Source organism: Kribbella sp. NPDC056951, from assembly GCF_042674205.1.
In the GTDB taxonomy this organism is placed as follows: domain Bacteria; phylum Actinomycetota; class Actinomycetes; order Propionibacteriales; family Kribbellaceae; genus Kribbella; species Kribbella yunnanensis.
Genome location: NZ_JBHUQZ010000004.1, coordinates 23,323 through 41,948, shown reverse-complemented (window position 1 = coordinate 41,948; position 18,626 = coordinate 23,323). Strand labels below are relative to the sequence as shown.

11 protein-coding genes are annotated in these 18,626 nt (G+C 68.4%); 7 read left to right on the top strand and 4 right to left on the bottom strand.

All coding sequences use genetic code 11. The annotated features are described in order from the left end of the window. Positions 1-60: 60 nt before the first annotated feature. The 5 genes from ACFTSF_RS18285 (at position 61) to ACFTSF_RS18265 (ending at position 9,642) form a co-directional block, all read left to right on the top strand. A complete protein-coding gene (locus ACFTSF_RS18285) occupies positions 61-1,257 on the top strand; it encodes an acetyl-CoA carboxylase biotin carboxylase subunit family protein (protein WP_380154870.1) in 1,197 nt (398 codons plus the stop codon). Continuing rightward, positions 1,254-2,873, top strand: coding sequence for an IucA/IucC family protein (locus ACFTSF_RS18280; RefSeq protein ID WP_380154869.1), 1,620 nt, complete (start codon positions 1,254-1,256; stop codon positions 2,871-2,873). The genes ACFTSF_RS18285 and ACFTSF_RS18280 overlap by 4 nt, the downstream gene beginning before the upstream one ends. After that, entirely contained in the window at positions 2,870-5,758 is a 2,889-nt protein-coding gene (locus ACFTSF_RS18275) for an MFS transporter (protein WP_380154868.1), read from the top strand. The genes ACFTSF_RS18280 and ACFTSF_RS18275 overlap by 4 nt, the downstream gene beginning before the upstream one ends. After that, entirely contained in the window at positions 5,755-6,945 is a 1,191-nt protein-coding gene (locus ACFTSF_RS18270; RefSeq protein WP_380154867.1) for a type III PLP-dependent enzyme, read from the top strand. The genes ACFTSF_RS18275 and ACFTSF_RS18270 overlap by 4 nt, the downstream gene beginning before the upstream one ends. Positions 6,946-7,068: 123 nt before the next feature. Then, the gene (locus tag ACFTSF_RS18265) at positions 7,069-9,642 is read left to right on the top strand and encodes a YfhO family protein (protein WP_380154866.1); all 2,574 of its coding nucleotides are present in this window, start codon (positions 7,069-7,071) and stop codon (positions 9,640-9,642) included. Positions 9,643-10,078: 436 nt separating this feature from the next. Here ACFTSF_RS18265 and ACFTSF_RS18260 read toward each other — a convergent pair whose 3' ends face one another. Then, positions 10,079-10,513, bottom strand: a complete 435-nt coding sequence (locus ACFTSF_RS18260; protein WP_380154865.1) for an Rrf2 family transcriptional regulator — start codon at positions 10,511-10,513, stop codon at positions 10,079-10,081. A 79-nt stretch (positions 10,514-10,592) separates the two neighbouring features. Here ACFTSF_RS18260 and ACFTSF_RS18255 point away from each other — a divergent pair, with 79 nt between their 5' ends. Next, positions 10,593-11,345, top strand: coding sequence for an SDR family NAD(P)-dependent oxidoreductase (locus ACFTSF_RS18255; RefSeq protein WP_380154864.1), 753 nt, complete (start codon positions 10,593-10,595; stop codon positions 11,343-11,345). Here ACFTSF_RS18255 and ACFTSF_RS18250 read toward each other — a convergent pair. Together ACFTSF_RS18250 and ACFTSF_RS18245 are read right to left on the bottom strand one after the other, a co-directional pair. Further along, complete coding sequence (locus ACFTSF_RS18250) at positions 11,333-11,671, bottom strand: hypothetical protein (RefSeq protein ID WP_344158806.1); 339 nt, start codon at positions 11,669-11,671, stop codon at positions 11,333-11,335. The genes ACFTSF_RS18255 and ACFTSF_RS18250 overlap by 13 nt on opposite strands. A gap of 54 nt (positions 11,672-11,725) precedes the next feature. Then, complete coding sequence (locus tag ACFTSF_RS18245; protein WP_380154863.1) at positions 11,726-14,491, bottom strand: ATP-binding protein; 2,766 nt, start codon at positions 14,489-14,491, stop codon at positions 11,726-11,728. Positions 14,492-14,625: 134 nt separating this feature from the next. Between ACFTSF_RS18245 and ACFTSF_RS18240 the strand changes: the two genes are divergently transcribed. Further along, positions 14,626-17,397 carry a BTAD domain-containing putative transcriptional regulator gene (locus ACFTSF_RS18240; protein WP_380154862.1) on the top strand — a complete coding sequence of 924 codons (2,772 nt, stop codon included), beginning with the start codon at positions 14,626-14,628 and terminating at the stop codon, positions 17,395-17,397. Between the two features lie 2 nt (positions 17,398-17,399). Here ACFTSF_RS18240 and ACFTSF_RS18235 read toward each other — a convergent pair whose 3' ends face one another. Beyond that, entirely contained in the window at positions 17,400-18,611 is a 1,212-nt protein-coding gene (locus ACFTSF_RS18235) for an MFS transporter (protein WP_380154861.1), read from the bottom strand. Between the last annotated feature and the right edge of the window lie 15 nt (positions 18,612-18,626).

Here is an 18,626-nt window from a genome sequence, read left to right as displayed (position 1 = left end):
TGACGGAGGTCTCGTCGGTCGGATTGACTAAGGGTAGCCTTACCGAAGAGGATCGGGGGTATGCGGCTGTACCTGCTCGCCCTCAATCCGACCGACTCCGTCACCGAAGGGTTCTTGCCGGCGGCTGCGCGGCTCGGTCTCGAGGTGACCGTGCTGGCGGACTCGGTCGACGCGCATCGCGAGGCCTACAAGGACCTTCCGCAGCTGCCGGAGCTTCGCGAGTGCGCGGTCCGGGATTTCCGTGAGGTGATCAGCGAAATCTCCGGGCACCATGCGCCGGACGCGGTCTTCACCAACAGCGATCATCTGCAGGCGCAGGCCGCGCTGGCTGCTCAGTACTTCGGTCTGCCGGGCAAGGATTGGCAGGCCGCGTACCGCGCGAAGAACAAGGCGGAGGCGCGGCGCTGTCTGAGTGCCGCCGGTCTCGACACGGTGTGGGCGGCCGAGCTCGCGCCGGGGCAGGACCCGGCGACGCTGGCGGACGTCCCGTACCCGTGTGTGGTCAAACCCCGGGAGGGCGTCGCGAGTGAGGACGTCGTGCTGGTCGAGGACCTTGACGGTCTGACCCAGTTCGCCGCCGAGGTTCAACAGCGCCGGCCGGGCGCCGTACTGCTGGTCGAGGAGTTCTTGGCCGGTGAGTTGCGCACTCTCGAGACGCTCGGCGACGGAACGAGTCGTCAGGTGGTCGGCGGCTTCCGTACGGCGATCTCCGAGCCACCGGCGTTCATCGAGTTGTCGCTGGAGTTCGTCGACCATCCGCGCGCGATCACGGATCAGGTGCTTGCGCAGCTCGACGCGCTCGGGGTCGGGTTCGGTGCCTGTCACACCGAGTTCGTCGTGCAGGCCGACGGGCGGGCCCGACTGATCGAGGTCAACTACCGCGCGATCGGGGACCGGATGGACCTCGCGCTCGAGCAGATCCTCGGCGTCCCGTACTTCGAGCACGTCCTGCGAGTCCACCTCGGCGAACCGCTTCCCGCGGATCTCGGCGCGCGCAGCGACCTGACGTCGTACAGCCTCTATGCGTGCGCGGACCGGGCCGGAACGCTGACCGCGGCCCCGGAGCCGTTCGATCGGACGGTTGACGGCATCGCGCTGTCCTACCGAACCTTCCGCGAGGTCGGCGAGGAGCATCCGTACTACCGCACCAATCGCGACTACCTCGGCGTGATCCAGGGCATCGGCCCGGATCAGGCAGCGCTGCAGCGGATCGCGCAGGAGTTCGTGGCCGACAATGTCTGGACGATCGAGCCGTGAGCGCTGCTGCGACGTTGGCATTGCGGGTTCTCTCGACGCTGATCCGGGAAGACGTGCTCGGTCTGCGCACCCGCAGCCTGCTGGTCGCGATGGATGACGGGCTCTGGATCCAGCTGGAACTCGGCGGTCGCCTGCTGGCCGTAGCGGTTGCCGCGGACAACTTCCAGGCCGAGTACGGCGCTCGCCGGCCGCTGCTCGAGGTCAACGGCACCGAGCTGACCACGCTCGACGACATCCTCGCCGTACTGCGGGAGTTGGCCGATCCCGAGGATCGCGGCGGGTACGACACGTTCGCGGACGAGTGTCGGCAGACGCTCGCCACGATGGAGTTGCATGACGAGGTCCAGGCGGATGTCCTGGCCGGTCTTGCGGAGCGGTACGGCGATGATCCGACCGAGTGGACTGGTCTCGGCGGCTCGCTCGCGTTCGACACGATGGCCGCCTTCCTCGATCACCCGGTCTATCCGACAGCGCGCGGGCGGATCGGGTTGACGCCGGAGCAGGTGCGGGCGTACACCCCCGAGTTCCACCCGACCTTCCAGCTCCGGTGGGTCGCCGTACCGGGGCCGGCGAAGGCCGACTGGCCGGAGTGGTGGCCGACGACCGCCGACATCGGGTTGCCGGAGTTGACCGACCACACGACCCTCCCGATTCATCCGCTGACCGAGGTGGTTGACGGCATCCTCGGTCCGATTCCGTACCTCGACGTCGTACCGACGCTGTCGACCCGGACCGTGGCGGTCGTCCAGGACCCGCGGTTCCACCTGAAGTTGCCTCTGGCAACCGCCACGCTCGGTGCGCGGAACCGGCGGACGATCAAGGCGGGTGTGCTCGTCGACGGTGCGGCGGGGGAACGGTTGATGCACGAGGTGATCGCGCACGAACCCCGGTTCCTGACCACGATCCTGAACGCGGACGAGCAGACGTACTACGAGAGCGGGCACGAACTGTTCGCCGTACTGCTCCGTCGTTATCCCGAGGACCTGGACGATGCCCTCGTCGTCCCACTGGCTGCCTTCGCGGCGCAGGCGCCGAGCGGGCGGCGGGTCATCGACCACCTCGCCGACCGCTTCTACGAAGCTAACGTTCTCGACCTGTACGACGCCTTCGTCACGCTGCTGCTGGATTGGCAGACGACGCTATTCGCCTACGGGATCGCGCTCGAATCGCATCAGCAGAACACCTCGGTGATCTTCGATCGGGTGGATGGTGTTACGCGGATTCGCCTGCTGTACAAGGACAATGACGGTCTTCGCATCAACCGACAGCGCTGTGCGGATCGCGGGGAGTTCACCGATCCGCGGATGTTCGGGGATGACGATCGGGCCTTGACCGACCTCTTCACCACCATCACCGTTCACCTGTGCACGGCCTCGCTGGCCTTCGCGCTGGCCGACAAGGACATGCTCGGCATCTTGCGCACCCGCCTGACTGAGGCCATCGACCGGCTCGGTCCGGACGGCGCTTCGCTGCGAGCCGACCTGCTGGACGCCGACCGGTTGCCGGTGAAGGCGATGGTCACCGCGGGCACTCTGCTGAGCAAGCAGCGTTCCGGCGCCGCCGATATCAACAAGCACTACACGACCGGGCCCAACTACTTGCGACTCGCGCAGTGAGCGTACTGACTGCAACGCCACCAACCTCACCACCGCGTCGCGCCCACGTCCCGGCGATTGCCGGTTGTTACTTCGTGGCCTCGTTCGCCGCGCTCGGACTGCCGCCGTACCTGACCGAGATCCTGCCGTCGCTCGGCGACCCGACCGGCAGCTGGGCGGGTCTCCTGTACGTCGTTCCAACCGTGTTCAGCGCGCTTGGTGCGCCGTTCTGGGGTCGGCTCGCTGACCGGTACGGGCGGAAGCGGCTGTTGCTCCGGGCGCAGCTCGGGCTGTCGATCGCCTTCCTCTTGGCCGGGTTCGCGAACAGTCTGCCGGCCTTCACGTTGGCGCTCGTCCTGCAGGGCTTCCTTGGTGGAACATTTGCCGCCAGCAACGGTTATCTGGCCGCGGCGCTGACCGGCGATCGGTTGTCGAAGGCACTCACCTTGATGCAGGGGAGTGCCCGGGCGGCACTGGTCGTCGCGCCGATCCTGGTTGGTTCGCTCAGCCCGTGGGTCTCGCCGCATCGCCAGTACCTGCTCATGGCCGTGTTGCCGCTGGCTGCCGCCGTACTGCTGGTGTTCCTGCCCGAGCCCGACCACCCGGCCGCTTCCGTACAGCTTGTGCCGGAGCAACAGCCGCCGCCGTCGATGCGGACCCTGCGCTTGCTCTACTTCTTCGAGTTCGGCTTCGTGTTCGCGACGATCATCTCGTTCCCGTACCTGATCGCGCTGATCGAGCAGCGGATGCCTGATACCTCAGGAGCGGTCGCCGGCGTGCTGTTCGCCTTGCCACACCTGTGCTATCTAGTGCTGGCGGGCGGCGTACACAAACGTTTCCTGGATCATTCGCGCGGTGGGCTCGCGGCCGGATTCGGCTTCGTCGCCGTCGGTTTGGCTGCGCACGCAGTGGTCCGGACCCTGCCTGGTTTCGTCATCGCGCGAGTACTGCTCGGTATCGGGTTGACGCTCGGTCTGGTGTGTCTGTCGATTCTGGCCGCCGACGCGGCGCGAGGGCGCGCGCCCGGCCGGATGTTCGGTACCGTCGAATTCTTCTCCAAGGGCGGAGCGGTCGCCGCCGGCGCCGTCGCTGCTGTCTCGAACAGTGCGTTCGGCGCAGCCGCGCCGGTGCTGATCGGAACCGTTGCCGCCTTGGTCACAGCCGTTTCCGCCACGTTGCTCATTCGTCCCCGTACGACTTCGGAGTCACATATGTCAGTCATGCAGTCCCTTCCCCCGGCTGCGACCGCTGTACCGCGTGCCGACCATGTGGTCGCGCACACCCTGCTCAACTGCCTGCTGCGCGAGCTCTCCGGTCCAGAGCATCAGAGCGCTGTCGACGACGGCTGGCTGCTGCTGCGCCTGCCCCGCGCGGGAGTCGTCCTGCGCGTGGAGCTCCGCCGTACGGCGTTGATCGGAGCGCACCGCTTCACTGGGCCCGTGTACGACGAGAGTGGCGCCGAGCTGACCTGGCACGAGCTCGCCGATCTCGTACGGCGTGAGCTCGCCCTGCGCAGTGGTTTTGAGAACGAGGAGTTTCTGCCGCAGATCGAGTCCAGCCACGAAGGTGTCACCCGCGCACTGACCCGGACCCGGCCTGCTGGTCCGGACCGCTTCCTCGAATCCGAGCAGGCGATGCTGTTCGGACACCGCTTCCACCCCGCACCGAAGGCCCGGACCGAGAACCGCGATGACTGGGCGGCGTACGGGCCGGAGTCGCGAGCCTCGTTCCAGCTGCGCTACCTCGGGGTCCGCGCGGAGTCGCTCGCCGAGGAGAGCCTCGACCCGGAGATCACCGCGCTGGTCGACAACCTGCGGGAGGTCCCGGCCGGTTATCGGCTGCTGCCGGCCCACCCGTGGCAGTTCTCGATGATGCGGGACAACCCGTTGTTCCAGTCCGCGGTCGAACGCGGCGACGTCATCGACCTCGGGACCAGCGGTGTCCCGTTCACGGCGACCTCCTCGGTCCGCACGCTGTCCGGTCCGGATGCGTTCCTCAAGTTCAGCCTGAACATCCGGATCACCAACTGCCTGCGCAAGAACGCGGCGTACGAGATGACCGGTGCGGTCGCGCTCACCCGGCTGCTCGCACCCATGCTGGCCGATCTCGCGGCTCGCTTCCCAGGTGCCGCCGTACTGCGGGAGCCCGCGTTCCGCACGCTCGCTTTGCCGGGTGCGGACGGTGCTGCCGATGTCGCGGTCTACGAGGGGTTCGGGCTGATCGTGCGGACCGGGCTGAACGACGTACTGCGTCCTGGTGTGACGCCGTTGATGGCAGGTGCGGTGGCCGATGAGTACGCGACCAGCTCCGCGCACATCTCGCAGCTGCTCGATGGAGCCGACGACGCCGAGATCGTGTCCTGGTGGGCGGCGTACCTGCGACTCCTGATTCCGCCGGTGCTGGCGGCCTACTTCGATCACGGCGTGGTTCTGGAGCCGCACCTCCAGAACGTGCTGATCGGAGTCGACGGGAACAACCAGCCGGTGCAGGTGCTCTTCCGTGATCTGGAAGGCACCAAGCTCGTCGACGAGCTGCACACCGAGACGCTCGCGGGTCTGCCGGCAGATGTGGCCGGTCCGATGACGTACGACGCTCAGCGCGGCTGGGACCGGGTTGTCTACTGCCTGCTGGTCAACCACGTGTCCGACCTGCTCGCTGCGGTCGCCGACCTCAGCCCCGCACTCGAGGGCCGGTTGTGGGCCGAAGTGCGGACTGTGATCGCCGAGTACGCCGACCAGAACGGCTGCCCGCCGCTGCTGGCCGCACTACTGGCCGGCGTACCGCTACCTGCGAAGACGAACATGCTGACTCGGTGGGGCCGGTTGCCGGACCGGAGTGCCGGCTACGTTCGGCTGCCGTCGCCGCTTGCCGAGTCCGTGCTGGCCGCGGCGGCTGGTGAGCGGTGACCGTAACTCCGAACGTCCGTGAGTTCGTGGCCGGTCTGCCGGCCGATGCGCTGCCGGCGTACGTCTACGACCTCGGTGCGCTGCGGACGCACACGGCGATGGTGCGGGCGGCGCTGCCGACAGAGGTCGAGCTGTACTACGCAGCCAAGGCCAACCCGGACGCCGCCGTACTGGAGGCGTTGCGGGATGCGGTCGACGGCTTCGAGGTGTCCAGTGCGGGTGAGTTGGCTCACGTGCGTCAGCTGGCGCCCGGCGCGCCGCTCGCCTTCGGTGGACCGGGCAAGACGCCGGCCGAGATCGCGGCCGCGGTCGAGGCCGGCGTACACCGGTGGCATCTGGAGAGCGTGCAGGAGCTCTACCAGTTGGCGTCTGCGCTGAGCAGTACGCCGGAGCAGCAGCTCGACGTGCTTTTGCGGGTCAACGTGCCCGTGGTCGAGGGCTCGCTGGAGTCGGTCGCGCTGGCGATGGGTGGCAAGCCCAGTCCGTTCGGGCTCGACCCAGCCGCCGTACCGCAGGCTCTGGAGTTGCTGGGCGGACCGATGGGCCGGCAGCTCCGGCTGCGCGGGATCCACGCGCACCTCGGCAGCGGGCTGAGTGCGGCCGAGCACCTCGCGGTGGCCGAGCAGATCGTGAACTGGTCGGCCGCGCTGGCCGGGCGGCACGGTCTGCGGTTCGACGAGGTGAACGTCGGTGGCGGGATGGCGGTTGACTACGCCGACCCGGCGGCACGGTTCGACTGGGCCGAGTTCGGCGACGGTCTGCGCAAGCTGCTCGACCGACGACCGGAGTTGCGGCTTCGGATCGAGCCCGGCCGCGCACTCACGGCGTACTGCGGGTTCTACGCGACCGAGGTCCTGGACGTGAAACTCAGTCAAGGGGAACCGTTCGGTGTCGTCCGGGGTGGTACACATCACCTTCGGACGCCGGCGACGAAAGGCCACGATCAGCCGTTCGCCGTCGTACCAGTCGAGGAGTGGTCGCATCCCTGGCCGCGGCCGGAGGCGTCCGGACCGGTGTCGTTGACCGGTCAGCTGTGTACGCCGAAAGACCTGCTGGCACAGGGAATTCCGGTCCCGGTGCTCCGGGCCGGGGACCGGGTGGTGTTTGCTATGGCGGGTGCGTATGCCTGGAACATCTCGCATCACGAGTTCCTGATGCATCCGCATCCAGGGTTCTACTGGATCTGAACCGGTCTACCGCGGGTTCCCGAAAAGGAACAACCTGCTTGTACAGGGCAACTTTCATCCCTCGCCCGGGCTCTCAGATAAGGTCGGACGGCGTTGCGGGGTCACGAGCGAGGGAATGAACTGATGGCGGCAGCCCGGGGGCGAGGGCGCGAGTGGTTGGCGGTACCGCTGGCGGCACTGGCCGCGGCGGCGGCGTACATCGCCGGCGGGATCGTCCGCGGCAGCTACCCGTTCGGGTCGATCCCGCGCAACATCCTGGACCTCGGGCAGCAGTTCATCCCAATGCACGCCCACCTGCGCGACATCCTGACCGGCACCGGGCCGGGCGACTTCTTCTTCAACTGGTCGAGCGGGTACGGCGTCCCGTACATCGGCGACTTCATGGCCTACAACGGGGCCGCGCTGTCCTGGATCGTGCTGCTGTTCCCGCGGGACAAGATCGACCTCGCGCTGTACGTGATCTCCGCGACCGCGATCGCCTGCGCGGCGGCAGCGATGACGGCGTACCTGCGCAAGCTGCGCCCGAGTGGCCCGGCCTGGCTGGCGGCGCTGGCCGGAATCTCGTACGCCACCTGCGGGTGGGCGTTCGACGACGGCGGCTACATGACCGGCTGGCTGTACGGCCTGATCGCGTTCCCGGTGATCTGTCTGCTCTGCGAATGGGTCTGGCAGTCTCGATCGCTGCCGTCGATGATCGTCTCGCCGTTCGTCATCGCGTTGTTCTGGTACTCGCACTTCTACACCGTCTACATGGCCTCGCTCGGCGCCGCGATCGTGGTGATCGCGCGAGTTCTCGGTGATCCCGAGGGCGGTGCCTGGCTGCGCCGGATCGGTGGCGCGGTGCGCTGCCTGATCGTGGTCGTGATCGGGATCGCGCTGTCGGCGCCGCTGCTGGTGCCGACCTTCAAATCGGTCGGGTACGCGCGGCCCAGTCCGGACGAGACCTTCCACCCGATCGGCTGGCTGTACTTCTTCGGCCGGCTGCTGCCGGGATCCGAGGGGGTCGGGAAGACCCCGGGGCTGGCCGTCGGCACCCTGATGCTGCTCCTCGCGCTGAGCTTCCCCTTCAACTGGAAGATTGCACTCCGCGAGCGGATCGTCTGGTCGGTGGCCATCCTGCTGGCGATCGGCAGTATGCAGATCACCATCACCCACGAGATCTGGCACGGCTTCGACGCGCCGAACGGCAACCCGTTCCGGCAGGCGTTCGTGATCGCCGGGCTGATCGTGATCGCGGGCTGGATGTCGGTCGCGACCGGGATCAAGCAGGTCTCGACCGTCGTCATACCGGCCGTTTTCGTCGCCGCGCTGTATGCGTTCGCCTGGAACAACTGGACGTCGACCGCGGTCACAGCGTTCGCCGTACCGGTCGTCGGGGTGCTGGCGATCCTGGTGTGGGTCGTCCTCCGGCGGACGCCCAAACTGCCGGTACGGCGGATTGCCGCGGCCGTGCTCGTGACTGCGGTGCTGGTCGAGACGGGCGCGTCGTCGTACGCGATCGAGGCGCATCGCGGCGAGAAGTACCACACGGGACGTGCATGGGCTGCCAGGCAGGAGACGAGCCGGGCGCTGGTGATGGGGGACAACGACTGGCCGCGGCAGCGCGTCGCGCCCGGGGCGTTCACCACCGTCAACGATCCGATGCTCATCGGCGGCGAGGGACCGGAGTACTACAGCTCGACGATTCCGGACGAGCTCACCCAGGAGCTGCTCAACCTCGGCTTCGGGTACTCGGCATTCGGGCGATCCATCGTCGACCCGGTCAACCCGGTGGTCGACGCGGTCTTCTCGGTCGGTGCGCGGCTCACGCTGAGCCCCACGGGAGACCTGCAGCTCGCGCGCAGCCAGGTCGCGCCGTTCGTCACGGTGCGCCCGCTGAAACCATGGGTCTCACAGCTAGGAGCGCCGTACGGTCTGCAGGAGACTGCGCTCGGCGCGGGCGTCTACACCACCCCGAAGCTGCGTGCGTACGTCGACGAAGGCTCGCCGGTCACAGTCAGCGACAAGCGGCCGGGCGTGCTCACGATCAACCACCCAACGGGTCTGGAGAAGGCGGGCGAGTTCCGCCTCACCGCGCGCTGCCGACCGGGTGACGAGGTGTACCTGTTCGGGCCCGAGTTCGTCGGCGATGTCCTCGTCGACGGACGCAAGTGGACCATCAGCCTGACCACGGGCGCGAAGCGACCCGGCATCTTCCGCGGCGCGCCGATTCGCCGAGTCAGTACGGCGGGACCCAGCGGCCTGGTCGACGTGAAACTCCGCGTGCCGGAGCCAACGAACCTGCCGGCCCGCCCGATCGGCTGCCTGGACCGAACCAAGCTCGATGCCGCAGTCAACACGCTCCGGCAGAGCCAGCCCGCCGAGGTACACGTCGGCGGCCACAGCATCGACACCAAGCTCAACCCCGGCACCCGAGGCCTCGTCGTGATGGGCGTAGTCCGAACCCCAGGCTGGCGCTGCCAGGTCGACAACCAACCCTGGCGCAAGCCAACCCAGATGGCCGGCCTAATGGCCATGCCAGTCGGCACCTCCGCCACCAAGGTCTCCTGCGTCTACCACCCCGCCGGCCTCCGCCTAGGCCTCCTAGTCGGCGCCGCCGGCCTAGCCACACTCCTCCTAACCGTAGCCGTACTAGTCCTCCTCCGCTGGCGCCGCCGCCGCACCACTGCCGCCCCATCCGAACCCCCAACCACCTAACGTCCGAAGGATCGGAGAGCCCGCCTCCGGGCGTTCGGACGTTAACCACCGCCCCGAGCCAACGTCCGAAGGATCGGAGAGCCCGCCTCCGGACGTTCGGACGTCACGGTGATCGCGCCGTCGAGCGCCACCTTGAGCACCCATCAACCACACGAGCTCCGCCGAAACGGTTGAACCGTGCTCAAGGTCGCCCGACCACCGCACCTTGAGCACCGATCAACCACCTTCTGGGCGCGCACGTGGTTGACCCGTGCTCAACGTCGTACCGGCTCGTGCGGTGGCTCCCGCGGTGGTGTATTTGAGGGGATCTCCCCGCATGTGGTCCCTTCGCCCCTGAAAATTTGAGGGGAGGAGGGTGCATTCAAGCGGATATCCGGTCAAATGCGGTGGGGGCGAGGCGGGGTGCCTCGGCGTCCACGGCTCCGGTTCCGGCCGACTAGCGGGGGACTGCTAGGACTGCCTGGAGGACGTGTTCGAGGGTGGTCTTGCTTAGTTCGGTGCGTACGGTGGTGTCGATGCCGGCGTAGATGTCTTGCAGGGCGGGTTGGATGCCGTGGCCGATGACGCATCCCTGGTCGGGGTCGGCGCGGTGTAGGGCGAACAGCGGGCCGGGTTCGATCGCGTCGTACACGTCGAGCAGTGTCATGGCCTTGAGGTCGCGGGTCAGTGACCAGCCGGCGCCGACGCCTCGGCGCGACTCGACCAGGCCGGCCGCGCGGAGTTCGCCGAGCAGGCGGCGGATCACGACCGGGTTGGTGTTGGCGCTGCCGGCGATCTGTTCCGAGGTGGCGACCTCGTGGCCCTGGCGCTGGTACAGGCCGATCCAGGCCAGTGCGTGGGCCGCGATGGTCAGCCTGCTGTTCGCGCTCATGGTCCTCCCTTGCTGTCGTAACTAAGTATGTTACCTTGAGGTTGAAGTAACCATATTTGTTACGACAGAGGAGCTGGATATGAGCAAGGCATTGGCGGGCAAGGTCGCGCTGGTCACCGGAGGGTCGCGTGGGCTGGGTGCCGCGACGGTGCGGTTGCTGGCTGGGCAGGGCGCGGATGTCGCGTTCACCTATGTGAGTTCCGCGGCCCGGGCGCAGGCGGTGGTCGACGAGGTCGAGGGGCTCGGGGCGAAGGCGGTCGCGTTCCAGGTCGATCACGCCGACGCGAGTCAGGCGCCGGTACTGATCGACCAGGTCGTCGCGGCGTACGGCGGACTCGACATCCTGGTGAACAACGCGGCCATCGGGGTCGAGCAGGGCCGCACTGTCGACGACCCGGACGTGGACACCGCGGCCCTCGACCGGATGCATGCGGTCAACTACCTCGGCGTGATCGCCGTCATCCGGGCCGCGGTCAAGGTGCTCCGCGACAACGGCCGGATCGTCACCATCAGCTCCGGACTCGGCAGCCGCGTCGGTGTCCCCGGCGTGGCCGACTACGGCGCGACCAAGTCGGGCATCGAGCGCTACACACTCGGCGTCGCCCGCGACCTCGGCCCCCGCGGCATCACCGCGAACGTCGTCGAGGCCGGCCTGATGCTGACCGACATGAACCCGGACCCCGAGGCACTGAAGCCGCTGCTCGGCATGCTGGCTATCCAGCGCTTCGGTGAGCCCGACGAAATCGCTGCCGCCATCGGCTTCCTGGCCGGCCCAACCGCTTCGTATGTCACCGGCGCCGTCCTCGACGCCCACGGCGGCTACAACGCCTGAGGCTGCCTGGCTCTCCGAAACGTCAGCACAGCAAGCGGAATCTGAGTCGCTGCATAGATGACGTGGAACGAGTAGTGGCTGAAGCTCTGCACCGGATCGAACGGCAGAAACGGGAACGGCAGCACGCTCAGCAATCCGCCGCCGACCCCGTTCAGCACCGCCCAGCCGAACAACGGCCACGCCGACCAGCGCAGTACGCCGATCAGGGCGACGTACACGAGTGATGGGAACAGCGTCTCCGCGCTGAGCAACGTCTGCCCAGGCAAATCCGCCACGTTGTGCAACACGAACCCCAACCACGCGACGGCAATCGCCAACCCGATCATGAGCGCAAACCTACGAGACCCGAAGCCCTGATCCCAGGTCCGAAAGGGCAGTCGCTAGCTCGCTACCAAGCCGCCCTTGAGCGCTCCGCGGCTGGAGATGCCGAGTTTGCGGTAGGTGCTGGACAGGTGCAGCTCGATCGTCTTCACGGTGAGGAACAGGTCCTGCGCGATCTCCCGGTTCGTTGCCCCGGCCGCGGCCAGCTCGGCGACGCGCAGTTCGCTCGCAGTCAGAGCGGCCCGCCCGGTCAGCCGGTTGCGCCGCGGTCGGAAGCCGGCCGCGGTGAGTTCCGCGCGGGCCTGCTCGGCGAGTGGTGTGGCTCCACACGCCTCGGCCTGATCGAGCGCACGGCTCAGTAGATCGCGCGCCTCCATCCGTTGGCCGGTACGGCGCAGGTGGGCGCCGTGCTCGAGAAGTGATGCCGCCAGCTCGAGCTTGGCCGCGCTATCCGTCAGCACGGCCACCGATGCGGCGAGCAGTTCGCCATCCCCGAGCACCAGCCCGAGGTTGCGCCGTACACGTCCTAACGCCCGAGCACCCTGCCAACGCTCGGCGAGCTCAAGCTCCTCAGTCAGTACGGCGATCGCTGTCGCCCGATCGCCGAGCGCATGAGCCGCGAGCCCGGCCACCGAACGCCATGACGCCAAGGCCGGGTTAGCGAAGCCGAATGTCTGCCAGATCTCGCCAGCCCGCTTGGCCGTGGCCAGTGCTTCGTTGTGTCGACCGTTGAGCAACAGGACCTCGGCCCACGCCGTGAGTGCGTAGTACACCGGCCGGTCGGGCACACCGCCGTACGGGACGCCGACCTGGCGCAGAGCAGCCTCGGCGCCCGGGAGGTCGCCGCGATGAGCGAGTGACCAGGCGAGGTACGCGGCGGCGAAGCTGGGATCCATGTCGACCCGGCCGGTGCGCGCCAACTCGAGCGCCTCGCGCGCATCCTGCTCGGCATCGCGCAGCTGACCGGTCCAGAGGTGGCCCGCCGCCCGGAAGCAGTAGGCCGCGGCCAGCGATCGCACTGAGCCGTTCTGATGTGCCTGTGCGACTGCCTCGTTCAGGCTGGTCAGGGCGAGTCGCTCGTCGGCTGCGAGCAGCGTGAACCAGCCGCAGACCAGCGGTCCCTCGCCGTTCGACGTACGGATCAGCTCACCGTCGGCCAGCGCTGCCGCAGCCCGCTCGACGCCAGCCGGCAGGCACTGAGCCGCTTCGTGCGCACCGATCACGGCGGCCAACAGTTTGGCGCCGATGCCGTCACTGCTCGGTAGCGCGGCCAGCTCAGGCACGCGATCCTGCAGGTGCAACCGGCCTGGTACGACGAACACTCCGACCAGCAGGGTTGCGTCGATCTGCCGACGGAGGTCCTCGGCCGAATCAGGTGTCTCGTCCCGCGCCTCCTCGAGCGCCGCGAACGCCTCGGCGGGATCCAGCAGGTACCCGCGGGCTCGCCCGAGTTGCAGTCCGAGCCGAGCCCTCTGGGTTGGATCGGCAGTCAGGCTCCGAGCCTCGGCCGTCAGGTCCGCGGCGGTCTGGAGGTCGACCTGCAGGGCAAGCTCGGAAGCGGTCACCAGCAACTCGCGCCGTTGATCGGCCGGTAGCGACTCATCCAGGGCGCGGCGCAGAAACACGAACGCGCCCTCCACCGAACCACGCGCCAACGCCGATGAAGCCGCCCGCTGCAGCCAGTCGATCGCTGCCGGTTCCAGACCGCGTGGCGCTTTCACGAGATGTGCGCCGACATGTTCCGCGGGCGCTCGCGCAGCCCGCAGTACGTTGGCGGCGGCCGCGTGCCGTCGGCCCAGTTCGGTTGGCTCGATCGTTGCTTCGACGGCAGCGCCGACCAAGGGATGAGTGAAGGTCACCTGGTCGACGTCGATCTCGACCAGCCCGGCCGTCTGCAGCCTGGCCAGACCGTCCGTGGCGGGCGCGGCCAGCTGTTGGAGGATCGGTACGGCGGCCCGCTGGCCGAGGACGGCGAGACAGCGCGCGATCTCGGTGGCTTCCGGTCCGGCGGCCGCCAGCCGAGCGGTGACGAGGTGCGCGACCGTTCGGTGTCCGTGCGCGAGGATGAGCTGCGCGTTCTGATCGAGCGGGGCAACGTTCTTGTCGAGCAGAGCGCCGGCCAGCGCCCGCACCAGCAGGGGATTGCCGCGGGTCGCCTCGTACGCGTCCCGGGCGAAGCGCGGCTGACACGGCTCGCCGAATGTGCTGTCCAGCAACGAGGTCGTTGCGTCGGCCGACAGTCGACCGGGCCGGATGACCCGAACGCCAGAGTCCGCCAGAAGCCGCAGTACCTCCGGCCTGTCGGCGTCCCGGCCGCTCCGGGCGGCCGCGAGGACGAGCAACGGCAGAGCGGGCAGGCGAGGCAGCAAGTAGGTGAGATAGCGCAGCGACGGCGGGTCGGCCCACTGCAGGTCGTCGATGACGATCACCGTCGGACCGTCACAGAGATTCGCCGTCAGCCAGTAGAGACCGTGCAATACGGCCAGCTCCGAATTTGCCGCCGCGTGCTCGCCGGCCGCCGGATCGAAGACCCTGGCGGCCTGCGCGGCCGGCCCGGAGAGTGCTTCCGCATCGGCGTCGCGCACGACATGGTCGAACAATTGCCCGATCAGGCCGAAGGGCACGTTCTGCTCGAATTCGGTGCCCCGGGCAGTGAACAGCCGCTGGCCTGGTCGCCGTACCTGAGCCAGTAGACGCGACTTCCCGATCCCCGGTTCGCCTTGTACGACGAGCATCTGGCCGTGGCCGTTGGCTGATTGCACCCGTGCGTCGTCGATGGCCGCTTGCTCGAGATCACGCTCGAGAAGCTGGTCGCGTGTCCCCACTGTGCCAGTCTGCCCGATGGTGCAGGTCTAGGCCTATCCCAGATTGCTGGGGGATTTACTGGGGTGCTGGACACCACTCTCGCTGCCATGCTCAGATGCGAGAGCGCCAGGCTGAGCTGGGGGGAGTGCTGAGCATGAGTCCATCGGGGGATGGCGAGTTCGAGATCAGGGTGCTGGGGCCGACCGAGGTCCGAGTCCGCGATGAGACGTTCTGCGTCGAGCGGCCGTTGGAGCGGGCGCTGCTGGTTCGGTTGGCGTTGGCGCGTGGTCACGGCGTACCGGATGAGACGCTGGCTGCCGATCTGTGGGGTGAGGGTCAGGTCGACAAGCCGACTGAGCGGCTGCGGGTTCTGATCTATCGGTTGCGCAAGGCGCTGGGGGCGCATGCGGCTGCTGTGCATCGCGCGCCGAATGGATATGCGCTGCGCGGTCGGTTGGCTGATCTGTTGGCTGTCGAGAACGAGTTGCTGGCGATTCGGGCCGCTCGGCGGAGTGGGGAGTCCGGCGGGATCGTGAGGGCCGCGGCTGCGGCGTTGGCGCAGTGGCGCGGGCCGGCGTTCGCTGATGTTCGGGAGACGCCGTACGGCGCTGCCGAGGCGGCGCGGTTGGAGAGTCTGCACCTTGATCTGCTGACTGATCGGCTTGAGGCGGAGTTGGCTCTTGGCACTATTGCGGTCAGTGAGGTGGATCAGCTCGCGCGCCGCAATCCGTTGAACGAACGGCTGGTCGGGTTGTCCGTCGTCGCGCTGTACCGTGCGGGTCGGCAGGCGGAGGCGTTGGCGCGGGTCGCCGATCTCCGTCGTGAGCTGGCTGACCAGCTTGGTATCGACCCGTCGCCGGCGTCGCTCGAGCTCGAGTTGCGTCTGCTCCGCCAGGATCCGTCATTGCTCGCGCGGGACGTCCGGCCTGCCGAGGACGCGGGGACTTCGATGATCGGTCGGGGCGCGGAGGTTACCGCGCTGCTGGATCGGTTGCGCCAACCGGCGGTTGTCACGCTGACCGGTGGTCCGGGAGTAGGCAAGACGCGGTTGGCCCGGGAGGTCGCGAACCTGGTCGCGCATCCGGGGCGCCCGGTCGTTTGGCTGGATCTCAGCCGCCTGGGGCGGGGCGACGCCGTACTGCCTAGTCTTGCGGCGGCAACTCGGAGCGATGGTTCCGGTGCTGACCTGCTGGCGCTTTGTGTTTCCAGGCTGGCCGGCGCGCTGCTGGTGCTCGATGGTGCTGAGCATGTTCTGGATCCGGTCGCTGATCTGCTCGCGGCTGTTGCCGAGGAAGGGGATCGGGTCTCGGTGCTGGTCACGTCGCAGCGTCCGGTCCGGGTCTCGGCCGAGGAGGTTCGGCCGGTTGGTCCGCTCAGTCGGGCCGATGCGATCCGGCTCTTCCAGGAGCGCTGCGAGGTGGGGTCGGACGATGACGCCGAGCTCGTCGACACGATCTGTACGGCGGTCGATCGCTACCCGCTCGCGATCGAGCTCGCGGCCGGTCTGACGCGGACGCTGACCGTTCAGCAGATCGCGCAGCGGATCGAGTACCGGCTGCGGCTGCTGGTCGGCGGCGCGCGGTCGGCCGGTGGTCGGCACAGCAGCCTGCGGACAGCGATCGACTGGAGCTGCGCACTGCTCGACCCCTTCGGGCAGGCGCTGCTGCATCGGGTCGCGGTCTTCGCCGGCGGGTTTACCCTGGAGGCTGCCGAAGAGGTTGTCTGCGGCAACGAACCGCAGCTCGAGGCCGCGGACGTCGCGCCGCTGCTGGCGGACCTGTACGACCGTAGCCTGGTCACGATCACCGTCGAACCCGAGGGTCATCGCTTCGGCCTGCTGCAGAGTATCCGGGATTACGCCCTCGAAGGATTAGTGGCTGACGGCAACGAAATGGACATTCGCCGGCGGCATGCGGATTGGTGTGCGGCGCTCGCGGCCCGGACCGAGCGGTACGGCGGCGGCGACCACGAACTCCTGGTCGGCGAACTGAGCCAGGAAGAGGCGAACCTGCGGTCGGCCGTCCAGTGGTCGCTCGAAACCCCGGGGGAGGCGTACCGGGTGTTGGGCATCGTGGCGCCGGCCTGGTGGTACTGGTGGGGCCACGGCCGCTTGGTCGTGGAGGCGCGGGACTGGCTGCATCGAGCCCTCGAGATCGAAGAGGAGGCGCCGCCGCGCGACCGCGCGGTTGCGCTCCGCGCGACGGCTTCGCTGACCCGGAACAGTGGCGACGCGGTCGGTGCGCTGGCGCTCGGTGAGCGGGCTCTCGCGATCTTCCGGTCGCTCGGCGACGACCGGGGCTGTGTCTCGACGATGGTCGGGCTGTGCATCTCCAACATTGCCCTGGCCAAGTTCGAGACCGCTCTGGACCTGGCGCTAGAGGTGACCGAGCTGGCCGAATTCGTCGGCGAACCCAGGTTGCTGGGGACGGCGATCAACGTCACCGGGGCCGCACTGCGTGGGTTGGACCGGCTGCCAGAGGCGGAGGAGCGGTTCGAGGCGGCCGTCGAGCTGTGGCAGCGGATCGACGACCGCCGCGCCCTGGCCGGGACGCTGGGCAACCTCGGTCTGGTCTATCAACGCACCGGCGACCTCGACCGGTCGCGCGAGCGCCTGCGAGACGCGCTGCACCTGTATCGCGAGATCGATCTGACCGAAGGGATCATCGACATCGTCGAGCTCGTCGCAGGTCTCGAGGTGGCGGCCGGCCGGCATTGGTCCGCGCTGCGGATGCTCACGGTCGCTGGCACCCAACGGATCCGGCTGGGCGTGCCGCTGATCATCGCCGACGAGCTGGAGGCGCGGAACCTGGTCGAGGAGACCGCCCGGTCGGCCCTGGGAGCCGATGCGGACGCGGTCGTCGCCGCGAGCCTGGACGACTCCCTGGCCGCGTTGGCCGACGAACTACTCGACTCACTGACCGGATGACGTTACGCCGGCGTTGCGCTGCTCCGGGCCGTGTGGATGCTGAGGGCAACGAAGCCGACGACCGCCAGGGTGGTGAGGGCGGCCGGTACGAAGAAGACCTGGGGGAGGCCGATCGCGGCGACGCCGATTCCGCCGATCGCGCCACCGATCGCGGAGCCGACCGGGATCGCGCCGAGGAAGACACCTGACGCCGTACCGACGCCTTCGGGGTAGAGGTCCTGGGCGATCGAGACGCCGATCGCCGCGACACACGCCCAGAGACCTGCAGTCAGGGCTTGGCCGAGGAAGAGCATGCCGATGCCGGCGCTGGTGGCGAAGGCGAGGTTGCCGCACAGACCCAGTACGACGCCGCCCGTCATCACCGGGAGTCCGCCGAACCGGTCGGCGAGCCGGGCGACCACGGGCAGCAGCAGGAGCTCGATCAACGGCTGGATCCCGATCACCGCGCCGCGGACCTCGTCGGAGAGGTGCAGTTCGTCGGCCATGTAGATCGGGAGGTAGCCGAACTTGATGGTGTCGCCGGTCATCGCCAGCACGCAGACCGTGGTGAACGCGAGCAGCGGCAGCATGTGGGTGATCTCGGGCTTGCCCGGGGCTCGTCGGGTAGGTACGGCCTGGAAGCGCTCGACGGTTTGGCGACCGAACGGGATGATCTGCGCGAACACGCAGACTGCGGTTGCCACGAGCAACGAGCGGAGTCCGAACACGCCGCCGTACCAGCTGCCGAGGACCGGGCCGAGGATCCAGCCGATCGTGAACCCCATCCGGACGGTGGCGACGACGCGGTTGTCGGCGCGGGTCGGCGTACGGCTGAGTTCGTCGCGGCAGGCGGCGAAGAGCTGGGCCATCGAGCCGCCGCCGATGCTGAGGACGACCACGCTGATAACGAACGGCTGCCAGACGGCGTTGGTCGATGCCATCGCGAGCCAGCCGGCGGTGCCGACGAGCGCGCAGATCCGGAGCAGGCGGAGGCGGTCGTGGCTGCGGTCGGAGAGGCGGCCGAGGAGGTAGCCGGCGATCGGGGCGGCGAGGTTGGTGACGTAGTAGAGGCCGGCCACGGGGAGCGGCGTACCGAGGTCGCGGACCAGGAACAGGGTGAGCTGCGGGGTCGCGGCGGACATCCCGATGCCGGCGATCAGCAATGAGAGGAAGGCCGCGCGGTAGAAAGGCGACCGGGCGACGACACGCAGTGCAGATTCGGGCCGGTCGAACACGGTGCAAACGTTATC